Consider the following 13,224-nt stretch of genomic DNA (forward strand, 5'->3'; position numbering starts at 1 on the left):
CAGTGTAACCCGATGTTTTTTAGCTGCAGATTCAAGCAACAGAAACGTGAGCGCCATCGCCTGGCAGAGTGCGGAAGCGTGCAGTGCCGCACTCTTTTTGCCAAACAATCGCAACGAGGGAAAACGATTGCGCGGCGCTGGTGCAATGCACCATAATCGCGCCTCATTCTGGTTCGGAATTATCCTAAGCGAAGCATTATTCGGAAACGTAATCGATTGCGTAGGGTGATGGCATAGCTATTGCTATGAGGACAGGGGAAGGTTAAACGCCTTGCGTCCAATACAACAATAAGTCTGTAAACCACATTGGCAAGGAGCGCGCGCATTCGTGCCGACTCCGCTCATGAGAGATGATGATGTTAGAAAAACTCTTCAAATTAAAAGCGCACAACACAACGGTTCGCACAGAAATCATTGCGGGTATCACTACCTTCCTGGCAATGGCTTACATCCTGTTTGTTAACCCGAGCATTCTCGGTGCAACCGGCATGGATAAAGGTGCGGTCTTCGTGGCGACCTGTCTGGCTGCGGCGATTGGCTGTGTGTTAATGGGCTTGATCGCTAACTATCCGATTGCACTCGCACCGGGCATGGGCCTCAACGCCTTCTTTACCTATACCGTGGTTCTGCATATGGGTTACACGTGGCAAGTCGCGCTGGGCGCGGTGTTCTTGTCGGCGGTGATCTTCTTTGCCATGTCGCTTTTCAAAATTCGTGAGTGGATTATTAACAGCATTCCGCTGCCGCTGCGTGCCGGTATTGGTGCCGGTATCGGCCTGTTCCTGGCGATCATCGCGCTGGAAGGCGCGGGTATCGTGGTGGATAACCCAGCTACGCTGGTTGGCCTGGGCGACCTGACCAAACCGGGCCCGCTGCTGGCGCTGCTCGGCTTCTTCATCATTGTGGTGCTGGAAGCGCGTCGCGTTACCGGCGCGGTGCTGATCGGCATTTTGGTGGTGACCTTCATCTCCATGGGCATTGGCCTGACGCCGTTTGGCGGCGTGTTCTCTGCTCCGCCTTCTATCGCGCCAACCTTTATGCAGCTGGATATTGCGGGAGCCTTTAACGTTGGCCTGGTCAGCGTGATCTTCGCCTTCCTGTTCGTGGACGTGTTCGATAATACCGGCACCTTGCTAGGTGTGACCAAGCGTGCTGGACTGGCGGATGAGCAGGGCAACGTGCCGAAAATGGGCCGTGCGTTGATCGCAGATAGCGCCGCCGCGCTGTTCGGCTCGCTGCTCGGTACGTCAACCACCACCAGCTATGTGGAATCTGCTGCGGGCGTCAGCGCCGGTGGCCGTACCGGTTTGACGGCAATTGTGGTGGCGATTCTGTTCTTGCTGAGCCTGTTCTTCTCGCCGCTGGCGGGCAGCGTACCGGTTTATGCCACCGCGCCAGCGCTACTGTTTGTTGCGGTGCTGATGGCGTCTGGTCTGGCAGATATTGACTGGAAAGACATCACCACCGCCGCGCCGGTAACCGTGACAGCGCTGACGATGCCGCTGACCTACTCAATCGCCAACGGTATTGCCTTCGGATTCATCACCTGGACAGTGGTGAAACTGCTGAGCGGTCGCACCAAAGAGGTCAACCCGGCGCTGATCATTCTGTCGATTCTGTTTGTCATCAAACTGGGCTGGCTGAGCGCGTAAATCTTGCTTAACGGAAGCCCGCTCGGGCTTCCGTGTCTGCTGTTGCATCCCTTCGTTTATTTTCTGCGTGTCACCTCGCAATCCTTTTTGATACTCACTTTCCTTCAATCTCAAAACGGCCCAGGCTGTGCGTGTTGTGTAAACCTGCCCGCAAAAAATGTGCTGCGAATGGCGGGATCGTGGAATGTTAACGCTGCGCAAATCTGTTTCACTGACGGTGTGGTGGAAAGGTTGAGCAACGCGATGGAAGAGGATTCGGTAATGGATTACCCCATTAGCAATACAACTCGTGTGTTCCCACCGCTTATTTTTGACGTTGGAAACAAAGGAGACCATCAAATGGAACAACTCACCAAACGGGTTGAACAGCTGGAAAAAACCACGCAGCAGATTCAGACAGATGTTGCGGTGCTCACGGCGCGTTCAGAACACTTTGCCACCAAAGCGGATATCGAAAAGGTCAGAGCCGAGCAGGGCGTAATGCGTGTGGAGATCATGGGCGAGCTGGGGGCGCTGGAACAACGTATCGATAAGAAGTTTGAGCGAATGGAAGAAAAGTTCGACCAAAAATTCGACAAAATTGATAAAAAGTTTGAAAAGATAGACGAGAAGTTCGAGAGGATTGATGAGAAGTTCGAAAGAGTTGACCAACGATTCAATCAGTTGGAGGATAAAATAGCTGCCTTCAATAACAGCATAACCTGGAAAATCATGATACCGACCGGCCTTCTGGTGTTGGCGTGGTTTGTGCAGAATATCGTTTTGAAAATGTCATAACGCGTTTTACTGCAATGTTCCGGCCCTTTAAGGGCCGGAACGCCATCATCATTACCTGAACGGTGGCTCGTTAAAGGTTCTCAGCTTCCTTGAATGTAGCTTATCCCCTTCAGCTCGCAGCAGTTCCACCGCGCAGATGCCAATCTGCAGGTGCTCTGAGATTGCGCCTTCGTAGAAACGGTTTGCCTGGCCCGGTAGCTTGATCTCGCCGTGCAGCGGTTTATCCGATACGCACAGCAAGGTGCCGTAGGGCACGCGGAAGCGGTAACCCTGCGCGGCGATGGTGGCGCTTTCCATATCAACCGCAACGGCGCGGCTCAGGTTGAAGCGCAGCGCTGAAGCGGAGTAGCGCAGCTCCCAGTTACGGTCATCGGTGGTGACCACGGTGCCGGTGCGCAGGCGCTGTTTAACTTCTTCACCGGGCATGCCGCTCACCGCTTTGGTGGCGTCATACAAGGCGCGCTGCACTTCGGCGATGCTTGGGATTGGGATATCTGGCGGCAGTACGCTATCCAGTACGTGGTCGTCGCGCAGGTAGGCATGCGCCAGTACATAGTCGCCGATGGTCTGGCTTTCGCGCAGACCGCCGCAGTGGCCAATCATCAGCCAGGCGTGCGGACGAATCACCGCCAGATGGTCGCAGATGGTTTTGGCATTGGACGGGCCAACGCCGATGTTCACCAGCGTAATGCCGCGACGATTCGGTGATGTCAGGTGCCAGGCGGGCATTTGGTGCTTCTTCCACGCCAGATCGGACATCATCGCCGTGGGGTCTTGAGTATCGGCAGTGATCACCACTTCACCGGCGCAGGCCAGGCTGTCGTAAGGCGTGTTGGGATCCTGTACTTGCTCAATTGCCCAGCGCACGAACTCATCAACGTAGCGCGTGTAGTTGGTGAACAGCACAAACGGCTGAAAGTGCTCTACGCCGGTGCCGGTGTAGTGGCGCAGGCGAGCCAGTGAGAAATCGGTGCGCAGCGCGTCAAAGTGCGACAGCGGGAAAATCGCATTGGCGTGGAACAAGCCGTCGGCGGTTTCATCACCGATCTGCGACAGTTCGGTGGTCGGGAAATGGCGTGCGATGCTGGCGCTCATTGAGCGGTCCAGTGACAAGCCATCAATCACATAAGGATAAGGAATTTCCTGCTCAGAGGGAGCGACCTCAATCAGCACGTCGTACTCTTTCTCCAGCATCTGCAGCTGCTCGCTGAGATAGTGACGCAGCAGCGCCGGGCGCGTGATGGTGGTGCTGTAGCTGCCGGTATGGGTAAAACGTCCCCATGCGCGGGTACGATTTTTTTGCGGGCCTTCGCCCAGCCAGGTGATGCGCAGCTGCGGATAGACAAACAGCCCTTGCTGACGAGCGCCTTCATCCGGCAACTGCCCGCTGGCGGTGAAATCGCGGATGGCGTTGCGCAACGCGTCAACGGCTGCATCGTACAGGCGTTCTAATTCGTCCAGCGCTTGCTGGCTGCTCAATCCGTTCCGTTGTGTATTCATGGGTTCTCCTTTAGGAAACGTGGACCGTTTTCACCAGAGCATAGCGGATAAACCCAGCGCGACGATGAAGAATCTGTGATCGACCGCATTCTGCACCATCACGGTGCTGGTGCGTGGCGTAACCACAGCTATGTTTATGATCAGCAGGGATGTTACATCGCGTGTCTCCTGTTCTGGAGCGATGCCCGAGTAATAAATTGTCTACCTTCGCGGTATTGGCGAGCTTATTGCTTAGTTTTCAACCGTGGCCTTAATGAATCGATGTCTTTACTGAAAGAAGGTCGCCATGAATGGCGACCTTACGGGTTTGTGGGCCGCATGCTGTTTTGCCAAAGTTTCAGAAATTGATTTCTCCCATGCCGTGGTATGGCTCCGTTCCTGACCCGTTGAGGATTGAAAGCATGTCTTTGAAATTCATAAAACACCCAATGAAGGTGGCGATTGCAGGTTGTTTAAGCGTGGCCTTTTACGCTCAGGCAGATATTAAAATTGGTGTGGCCGGTCCGTTCTCTGGGCCTAATGCGACGTACGGCGCGCAATACTGGAAAGGTGCGAGCCAGGCTGCGGAGGATATCAATGCGGCGGGCGGCATCAATGGCGAGAAAATCGTGCTGGTGCAGGGCGATGATGCTTGTGAACCGAAACAGGCGGTATCCGTCGCTAACCGTCTGGTTGATCAGGACAAGGTGATGGCGGTGGTCGGCCACTTCTGCTCCTCATCCACCATGCCCGCCTCGGAAGTCTATGATGAAGCCGGCGTGCTGGCGATCACTCCTGGATCAACCAATCCGAAAATTACTGAACGCGGCATGAAAACCCTGTTCCGCATGTGTGGCCGTGATGATCAGCAGGGCGCTATCGCCGCGGATTACATCATCGACAAGCTCAAAGCCAAGAACGTGGTCATTATTCATGACAAAGACACTTACGGCCAGGGGTTAGCGGATGCCACCAAAGCCTCGCTTGAAAAGCGTGGTGTGAAAGAAGTTTTGTATGAAGGCTTGTCGCGCGGTGAGAAAGATTTCAATGCGTTGGTAACCAAAATTGGCGCGCTGAAACCGGACGTGGTCTATTTCGGTGGCTGTCATCCGGAGGCCGGTCCGCTGGTGCGTCAGATGCGTGAGCAGGGCGTTAATGCCGCCTTCTTCTCCGGTGATTGCATCGTGACTGAAGAGATGGTGACGGCAGCAGGCGGTCCGCAATACACCAAAGGCGTTTACATGACCTTCGGCAACGATCCGCGCACCATCGCCGATGGCAAAGCGGTGATCGAGAAATTCCGCGCCAGCGGATTTGAGCCAGAAGGTTACACCCTGTATGCCTACGCCTCCGTGCAGACGCTGGCGGCTGCTTACAAAGCGGCAGGCAAAGACAACGCCAAGGCCAGTGATTGGCTGAAAGCCAACAGCGTCGATACCGTGATGGGCAAAAAAGCCTGGGACAGCAAAGGCGATCTCAAGGTGTCGGATTACGTCGTGTATCAATGGGACGACAAAGGCAAATATCACCAGCTGTAATGTGCCACGCGGCCCCGCGCAGTGCGGGGCCATTCGCGATTGAGCGCGAGGTGTGCGCTCCCATTGAGTACGAGACGACATTATGGACGCCTTCTTCTTACAGCAACTGATCAACGGCTTAACGCTCGGTGCCGTGTATGGTCTGATCGCCATCGGTTACACCATGGTTTACGGCATCATCGGCATGATCAACTTCGCCCACGGCGAGGTGTATATGATATCCGCCTATCTGTGTGCCATTGGCTTATCGATACTCAGCTTTTTCGGCATTCACTCCTTCCCGCTACTGATTTTTGGCACCTTAATCTTCACCATCATTGTCACTTCGGCTTACGGCTGGGCGATTGAGCGTATCGCCTATCGGCCGCTGCGCAACTCGACGCGCCTCGCACCGCTGATTTCAGCGATCGGGATGTCGCTGATTCTGCAGAACTATGTGCAGCTCAGTCAGGGACCGAATCAACAGGGTATCCCTACACTGCTCACCGGCGTGTTGCGCATGGAGTTTGATGGCGGCGTGGTGCAGATCACCTGGACCAAAATCTTCATCCTGATCGCCGCATTTTGCGGCATGGCGCTGCTGACCTGGATTATCCAGTACACCAAACTCGGGCGTATTTGCCGCGCGGTGCAGCAGGATCGGCGTATGGCCTCAATCCTCGGTATCAATACCGATCGCGTTATCTCGCTGGTGTTTGTGATTGGTGCGGCGATGGCGGGATTGGCTGGCGTGCTGGTGACCATGAATTACGGCACCTTTGATTTTTACGCCGGATTTATCATTGGCATCAAAGCCTTTACTGCGGCGGTGCTCGGCGGCATCGGGTCATTGCCGGGCGCGATGCTCGGAGGATTATTGCTGGGCGTCGCGGAAGCGCAGTTCGCTGGCATGGTGAATTCTGATTACAAAGATGTGTTCTCGTTTTCGCTGCTGGTGGTGATTTTGATCTTCCGCCCGCAAGGACTGCTGGGACGGCCGCTGGTCGCTAAAGTGTGAGGAAGCCCCGATGAATGCAATGACGCAAAGTCCTGTGCGGCAGGCGCTGTTCGACACGCTGCTGGCGGGATTGGTGGCGCTGGTGGTGTTTGGTCCGATTGTTGGCGTGGTGCTCGACGGTTACAGCTTCAAGCTGTCGCCCCAGCGCGTGGCGCTGCTGGTGGCGGTGGTGATGGCGGGGCGCTTACTGTTTAGCGTGTTTCTGCACGCACCTTTTGGTCAGCGCATCATGCGCAAGTTTGCCAGCAGCGATGACGGTGTTTACGTGCGCGAGCCCGGCTATCGTTCGCGTCTGCGCTGGATATTGCCGTTGCTGCTGGTCGTAGCGCTGGTCTTTCCCTTCCTCTCCAGCAAATACCTGCTGACGGTGGCGATTCTCGGCCTGATTTATGTGCTGCTCGGGTTGGGCTTGAATATTGTGGTTGGCCTCGCTGGATTACTCGATCTCGGCTACGTCGCCTTTTATGCCATCGGTGCCTACGGCCTGGCGCTCGGCTATCAATATCTCGGATTGGGTTTCTGGAGCATGCTGCCGCTGGCGGCGCTGCTGGCGGCGTTTGCCGGTGCGCTGCTTGGGTTCCCGGTACTGCGTATGCACGGCGATTATCTGGCGATTGTTACGCTCGGCTTTGGTGAAATCATTCGTCTGGTGCTGACCAATTGGGTAGCCTTCACTGGCGGTCCGAACGGGGTTTCCGTGCCGTCGCCGACTTTCTTTGGCCTCGAGTTTGCCCGTCGCGCGCGCGATGGCGGCGTGCCGTATCACGAGTTTCTGCATGTCACTTACAACCCCAATATGAAGTTTATCTTCATCTACGTAGTGCTGGTTCTGGTGGTGTTGCTGGTGCTGTGGATCAAGCATCGCCTGACGCGCATGCCGATTGGTCGTGCCTGGGAAGCGCTGCGTGAAGATGAGATTGCCTGCCGCGCAATGGGGCTCAATCATGTGCTGGTTAAGCTTTCGGCCTTTATGCTGGGCGCGTCAACGGCGGGCATTGCTGGAGTGTTTTTCGCCAGCTATCAGGGCTTCGTCAATCCTACCTCGTTCACCTTTTTTGAGTCGGCGCTGATTCTTGCCATTGTGGTGCTCGGCGGCATGGGATCGACGCTTGGCGTGGTGCTGGCGGCGTTTGTGCTGACGGTAGCGCCGGAGCTACTGCGCAGCTTTGCCGAATACCGCGTGCTGCTGTTTGGCATGTTAATGGTGCTGATGATGATCTGGCGGCCGCGCGGGCTGGTGCGCACCGCACGCGTCGGCGTGCCGTTGCGAAAAGGAGTGCGCCATGAGTGATGCCATTCTGCAAGTGAACAATCTGATGATGCGCTTTGGTGGCATTAAGGCGCTCAATGATGTCAGCCTGGCGGTGGAGCGCGGTTCAGTGACCTCGCTGATTGGCCCCAACGGCGCAGGTAAAACCACGGTGTTCAACTGCCTGACCGGTTTTTATCGCGCCACCGGCGGGCGCATTGTGCTCAACGCCAACCAGCGCAGGACCGATGTGATTCAGGTGCTGGGGCAGAAAATCCATGCGGGCGACTGGATCAATCCCAGCCGGCTCGGCTCGCGGCTCTGGTACAAAATGTTTGGCGGCGCGCATCTGGTGAACCGCGCCGGGTTGGCGCGTACGTTCCAAAATATTCGGCTGTTCCGTGAAATGTCGGTGATTGAGAACCTGCTAGTGGCGCAGCATATGCAGGTCAATCGTCAGCTGCTGGCGGGCGTGCTGAACACGCGCGGCTACCAGGAAGCGGAGAATCGCGCGCTGGATCGCGCTTTCTACTGGCTGGAGAACGTCGACTTGGTCGCCAGCGCCAACCGCCTGGCCGGTACGCTCTCTTACGGTCAGCAACGGCGGCTGGAGATCGCGCGCGCCATGTGTACGCGGCCGGAACTGATTTGTCTGGATGAACCGGCGGCTGGGCTGAATCCGGTGGAAACCGAGGCGTTGAGCGCGATTTTGCATCGTCTGCGCGCCGACCATCGCATCAGCGTGTTGCTGATTGAACACGACATGCCAATGGTGATGCGCATTTCCGATCACATCGTAGTGCTCGATCATGGCGATGTGATTGCCCAAGGCACGCCGCAGCAAATTCGTCACGATCCCAAAGTGATTGCCGCCTATCTCGGCGCAGAAGAGGAGAGCGATCATGGCTGAACCGATGCTGGCTTTTGAGCAGGTCGATGTGTTTTACGGTCCTTTGCAGGCGCTAAAGCAGGTATCGCTGACGGTAAATCAGGGCGAAACCGTGGCGCTGATTGGCGCTAACGGTGCGGGGAAATCCACGCTGCTGATGTCAATCTTTGGTCAGCCGCGCATTGCCAGCGGCGAGATTCGGTTGCGCGGTGAAGCCATCAGCCAGCGCTCGACCCACTTCATCGCCGCTAGCGGCATTGCCCAGGCACCGGAAGGGCGGCGCATCTTTCCTGATATGACGGTGGAAGAGAACCTGCTAATGGGCACCATCGCCATCGGCGAGCGGTTTGTCAAAGAGGACAAAGATCGCATGTATCAGCTGTTTCCGCGCCTGCTGGAGCGGCGCAAGCAGCGCGCCATGACGCTCTCCGGCGGCGAACAGCAGATGCTGGCAATTGCCCGCGCGCTGATGAGTCGACCCAGGTTGTTGCTGCTCGACGAACCCAGCCTTGGCCTCGCGCCGATTGTGGTAAAGCAGATCTTTGGCATTCTGCGCGAGTTGACTCAGCAAGGCATGACGCTGTTTCTGGTGGAGCAGAATGCCCGCCATGCATTGCAGCTGGCGGATCGTGGCTATGTGATGGTGAACGGCGAGATTCGTCTGAGCGGCAGCGGTGCCGAGCTGCTCAACAATGATGACGTGCGCAGCGCCTATTTGGGGGGCGCAGCCGATCCTGCGGTAGTGGCGACAAAAAGTTTGTAATAATGATTAAATGGTGAGGGGAAACACTTTGCATAATTGTCAGTGGCCTATCATCATTATTACTCTTCTTCCTCTCCAAAGTGATTTGGTAATCCCTTGCAAAATCCTGGCGTAGCAGTGATGCGGGCGGTCAGAAATACGGCGTGGTATTCCAAACGCCGCTCTTACCGTACGTTGTTCTGGCGAGAAATCACCCCATTAGCCGTGCCCATCTTTATCGAAAACCTGTGCGTGATGCTGATGGGCGTCCTCAGTACCTTCCTGGTGAGCTGGCTGGGTAAAGAAGCGATGGCGGGCGTCGGTCTGGCCGATAGCTTTAACATGGTGATCATCTCCTTCTTTGCCGCCATCGATCTCGGCACCACGGTGGTGGTGGCGTTCAGCCTGGCAAAACGCAACGGCAAACGAGCGCGAGCCGCGACGCGACAGTCGCTGGGATTGATGACCGCGCTGGCGTTTGTGCTGGTGATCGCCATCGAGTTTTGGGGACATCTGATCATTGATGTGATTGCCGGCAGCGCCGATCCCAAAGTGAAAGAGCTGGCGCTGAGCTATTTGCAAACCTCGGCGTGGAGCTATCCTGCTGCGGCGATTGCGCTGATTGGCAGTGGCGCGCTGCGTGGTGCGGGTAATACCAAAATCCCGATGCTGATCAATGGCGGCATGAACATTCTCAACATCGTGATCAGTAGCGTGCTGATTTACGGCTGTATGGGTTGGGAAGGGCTGGGCTTTGTCGGTGCCGGATTGGGTTTAACCATCTCGCGCTATATCGGTGCGGCAGCGGCGATATACGTGCTGTATCGCGGTATTACGCCAGCATTGAAGATCTCCATCGCCAGCTATTTCCGGCGCTGGGACCGCAACATTCTGATGGAAGTGTTGGGCATTGGCGTGCCCGCCAGTATTGAATCGGTGCTGTTTAACGGCGGCAAATTGCTGACGCAGATTTTTGTCGCTGGCATGGGCACCAATGAAATCGCCGGTAACTTTATTGCCTTCTCAATTGCTTCGCTGATTAACCTGCCGGGTAACGCGCTGGGATCGGCATCGACCATTATTACCGGGCGCAGGCTTGGGCTGAATCAGGTGATGCAGGCGGAACGGCAAATTAAACACGTGTTCTGGCTGGCGATGATCGGATTGTGTTCGCTGGCGTTGATCACCGTGCCGCTCGCCGGCACGCTTGCGCAGTTTTACAGCCGCGATCCCGAAGTAATTTCGGTCACCAAGCATTTGATTTGGCTCAATGCCGCCTTTATGCCGATCTGGACTGCGTCTTGGGTGCTGCCCGCCAGCCTGAAAGGCGCGCGCGATGCACGTTACACCATGTATGTGTCGATGTTCAGCATGTGGGGCGCACGCGTGGTGGCCGGTTATTTCCTCGGGATTGTGCTGGGAATGGGCGTGATTGGCGTGTGGCTCGGGATGTTCCTCGACTGGACGGTGCGCGGCGTATTCTTCTGGTGGCGACTCACCAGCGGTAAATGGCTGAACAATTATCGCAAGATGATGGCGAAGAGTCGGGGATAACGCATTGGGCAGGTCGCCATTAATGGCGACCCTGCATATATGCAATATTTGGCAAAGAAGCGCACAACTAATCGTTTTGGTTATATGTGTGAATGCGGTTTACTGTCAGCCTCAATCATTTGTGGAGAAGCTGGCAATGAAACACCTCTTGCAGCAGTGGTTTAACCAACTGATCAATGGCGAGACTGGAACCGCAGAAGAGCGCGAATTCGATCTCAGCAACCATATCGACCTGCTGATTCCCATCAGCCAACTTTACGGCGTTGAGTTCCATCCTTCGGTGTATCGCTACTATGAGAGATAAGCGCCTGCACCATGTGATCCGCTACAGCTACTGGAATGAACTGTGCGCTGATGAATAAAGAACCCGCTCTTAGGCCAGCGGGTTTTTTTATGTCTGTGATCACGCGCGAAAGACGCGTTACAGTTCGGTCACGGCCAGTAACGTCATTCTGCGTGCGACATAATCAAGTACGAGATTACGCTGTTCTTCAGGCATATGGCTTTCAGCGTAGGTAGCAATGATCAGCGAGTGACTCTTCACCACATCGACCAACCATTTGCGGGCCAGCGCGGGTTGAATATCCATACCCTGAGCAAGCAGGATAAAGTCCGCACCGACATATTCCCCATAGCCTGAATCAATTCCTGGCGCGCTCCCGGCATCATTTTCTTCACATTCAAGCAGAGGCAGCGCTAAGTACTCGCCGAATGCAGCGGGATAGGGCACCACGCTAATAAAATCATACACTGGTGCCAGGTAAGCGGGTCCTGCTTCGGGAAGTATGATCCCGATATTACGCAGATGAAAATCATTATTCCCGAGCACATAGGCATAGACGATGCGTAAAAAAAGGTCGCGCTTACTGTTTAAACTATTGCTGACTGCGCTATTCAGAAATTTGGCAGCCCTCTCGTAACTGATGGCTTTTTTATTATCAATTTTGCCATATTTATCATCGAGTCCCATCGCGCCATCCAACTGCTCCTGATGTAATCGCGTTAGGTCTTCTAAGCGATCATATCTTTTGATCACAAAGGCCAACTCATTTGGTCGGCCTTTTTCTGCTTGAAAGGGGATTAAGCCAAAGGGAGGAACGTTAAATCTTAGACGTTGCATGACGCACATTGTGGCATGCTCATTTTCCGCCAGATGTGGGTACGCTTCAGGTGAGGGTTTAAGAATATACGTGCCGTTATTACTGACAACCTGCAGTTCCCCCTCTTCCAGACACAGCGAAAGCTTCGGTTGATAGCCGGAAATACTCATGCCTTTCTGACGTTCAGGCAATTCCTGAATAAACTGACTTCGCGTAAAGGGCAAACTAAGGGCAACGTTTACACTACCAAACAGATGTTTAATGCCTTTAAGGGAATAGTTCGTATCAAGCTCGGATTCCTTGAGTTGAGCTAAATTTATCAGGCAGCATGCTGAATTCATGATGTTATCTCCTTGAGTACTACTGCACCAAGCAAGTCGTTACCGTTCTGCATGAGTAATCCAAACAGATCTTTATCATCAATTTTTTGAATTTCAGAATATCGTTTACGCAACCAACCTTCTGGTGCCAGCCCTTTGAAGAAAGGATGGAGCTCTTCATTAAAATAAGGTTCTCGCCTTACCGGCATACTTAATGAAATCGCGCGACCGTTATAATTGGGCCGGTAACAGAAAGTGAAACCGGCGTCCTCCTCTGTCAAGGTACCGACAGACTTGTCATAGAGCCACACCTCTATTTTTCGAGCCATACTTTTACTCCGAGTTCCTTAAGTAAGGCATGAAGATTCATCGCCTTTGCGGCTGCGGGATTGGCGATCATTCTTTTGAAGGTTGAGATAGACACGCCAATTTGCATCGCCATCTCTTCATAGGTGATATTTTGCCGCTTCAACTCATTGGTCAGTATGGGTGGCAGTAATGAAAGCTCAAGGGCGCTCAGTATTGGCTTATCGGATGCTGCGAATTCAGTGAAAGGTTGAACATCAAGTGGCCACTCAGCGAGCAATTTCTGCTTGTCTGCATGAGAGAGGCTTTTAAGTAGAGACCTAATTTCATCAAGGTTCATTTATGACACTTTCCTGGTTTTTTAAGCGGCATGCATAGACATTGCCTGAATATAATACTAAAAGGTTCATTTTTGAACCTTTAGCGTCTTTTCATGCAATTTCTACTAAAAAAATGCAGTCCAGGGATTCAAAGTGTCATTTTTGATACTTTTGGGTTGATTGGTAATTCTTTTACCCTCAGATAATCAGAATTATGCCAAAAGTTTCAGAAATGAACGGCAGGAAAGAATATAAGAAAAGCAAAAAGCCCGCTTAGTTTCCTAAGCGGGCTTCTCTAAAT

General features: G+C 54.1%; 13 protein-coding genes. 9 read left to right on the forward strand and 4 right to left on the reverse strand.

The window, feature by feature from the left end:
• Positions 1–353: 353 nt before the first annotated feature.
• Both PanJK_RS04490 and PanJK_RS04495 read left to right on the forward strand, forming a co-directional pair.
• Positions 354–1,652 carry an NCS2 family permease gene (locus PanJK_RS04490; protein ID WP_008105472.1) on the forward strand — a complete coding sequence of 433 codons (1,299 nt, stop codon included), beginning with the start codon at positions 354–356 and terminating at the stop codon, positions 1,650–1,652.
• A 168-nt stretch (positions 1,653–1,820) separates the two neighbouring features.
• Complete coding sequence (locus tag PanJK_RS04495) at positions 1,821–2,429, forward strand: hypothetical protein (RefSeq protein ID WP_265297500.1); 609 nt, start codon at positions 1,821–1,823, stop codon at positions 2,427–2,429.
• A 51-nt stretch (positions 2,430–2,480) separates the two neighbouring features.
• Here the strand turns inward: PanJK_RS04495 and PanJK_RS04500 are convergent, their stop codons facing one another.
• The gene (locus PanJK_RS04500) at positions 2,481–3,929 is read right to left on the reverse strand and encodes an AMP nucleosidase (protein ID WP_265297502.1); all 1,449 of its coding nucleotides are present in this window, start codon (positions 3,927–3,929) and stop codon (positions 2,481–2,483) included.
• Between the two features lie 401 nt (positions 3,930–4,330).
• Between PanJK_RS04500 and PanJK_RS04505 the strand changes: the two genes are divergently transcribed.
• From PanJK_RS04505 to PanJK_RS04535, 7 genes are all read left to right on the forward strand, one after another.
• A complete protein-coding gene (locus tag PanJK_RS04505; RefSeq protein WP_265297504.1) occupies positions 4,331–5,446 on the forward strand; it encodes a branched-chain amino acid ABC transporter substrate-binding protein in 1,116 nt (371 codons plus the stop codon).
• An 82-nt stretch (positions 5,447–5,528) separates the two neighbouring features.
• Complete coding sequence (locus PanJK_RS04510; protein WP_265297506.1) at positions 5,529–6,443, forward strand: ABC transporter permease subunit; 915 nt, start codon at positions 5,529–5,531, stop codon at positions 6,441–6,443.
• Positions 6,444–6,453: 10 nt separating this feature from the next.
• Positions 6,454–7,734: a high-affinity branched-chain amino acid ABC transporter permease LivM gene (gene livM, locus PanJK_RS04515; protein ID WP_265297509.1), complete on the forward strand. Its 1,281-nt coding sequence runs from the start codon at positions 6,454–6,456 to the stop codon at positions 7,732–7,734.
• Positions 7,727–8,602, forward strand: coding sequence for an ABC transporter ATP-binding protein (locus tag PanJK_RS04520; RefSeq protein ID WP_265297511.1), 876 nt, complete (start codon positions 7,727–7,729; stop codon positions 8,600–8,602). Before livM ends, PanJK_RS04520 begins: the two co-directional genes overlap by 8 nt.
• Positions 8,595–9,344, forward strand: a complete 750-nt coding sequence (locus PanJK_RS04525) for an ABC transporter ATP-binding protein (protein WP_256696767.1) — start codon at positions 8,595–8,597, stop codon at positions 9,342–9,344. Before PanJK_RS04520 ends, PanJK_RS04525 begins: the two co-directional genes overlap by 8 nt.
• 120 nt (positions 9,345–9,464) lie before the next feature.
• Positions 9,465–10,877 (forward strand): EmmdR/YeeO family multidrug/toxin efflux MATE transporter, encoded by a 1,413-nt coding sequence (locus tag PanJK_RS04530; protein ID WP_265297516.1) that lies wholly within the window; start codon positions 9,465–9,467, stop codon positions 10,875–10,877.
• A 136-nt stretch (positions 10,878–11,013) separates the two neighbouring features.
• Positions 11,014–11,181, forward strand: a complete 168-nt coding sequence (locus tag PanJK_RS04535) for a hypothetical protein (RefSeq protein WP_256696765.1) — start codon at positions 11,014–11,016, stop codon at positions 11,179–11,181.
• Between the two features lie 117 nt (positions 11,182–11,298).
• On the opposite strand, the gene PanJK_RS04540 is transcribed toward PanJK_RS04535, so the two are convergent.
• Genes PanJK_RS04540 through PanJK_RS04550 form a run of 3 tightly spaced genes read right to left on the reverse strand, consistent with a single transcriptional unit; the run spans position 11,299 to position 12,943 of the window.
• Positions 11,299–12,318: a HipA domain-containing protein gene (locus PanJK_RS04540; RefSeq protein ID WP_265297519.1), complete on the reverse strand. Its 1,020-nt coding sequence runs from the start codon at positions 12,316–12,318 to the stop codon at positions 11,299–11,301.
• Positions 12,315–12,626, reverse strand: coding sequence for a HipA N-terminal domain-containing protein (locus tag PanJK_RS04545; protein WP_265297521.1), 312 nt, complete (start codon positions 12,624–12,626; stop codon positions 12,315–12,317). Before PanJK_RS04545 ends, PanJK_RS04540 begins: the two co-directional genes overlap by 4 nt.
• The gene (locus PanJK_RS04550; protein ID WP_265297523.1) at positions 12,611–12,943 is read right to left on the reverse strand and encodes an XRE family transcriptional regulator; all 333 of its coding nucleotides are present in this window, start codon (positions 12,941–12,943) and stop codon (positions 12,611–12,613) included. The genes PanJK_RS04545 and PanJK_RS04550 overlap by 16 nt, the downstream gene beginning before the upstream one ends.
• Positions 12,944–13,224 lie beyond the last annotated feature (281 nt).

This window comes from Pantoea sp. JK (assembly GCF_026130245.1).
GTDB classification, from domain to species: Bacteria; Pseudomonadota; Gammaproteobacteria; order Enterobacterales; family Enterobacteriaceae; genus Pantoea; species Pantoea trifolii.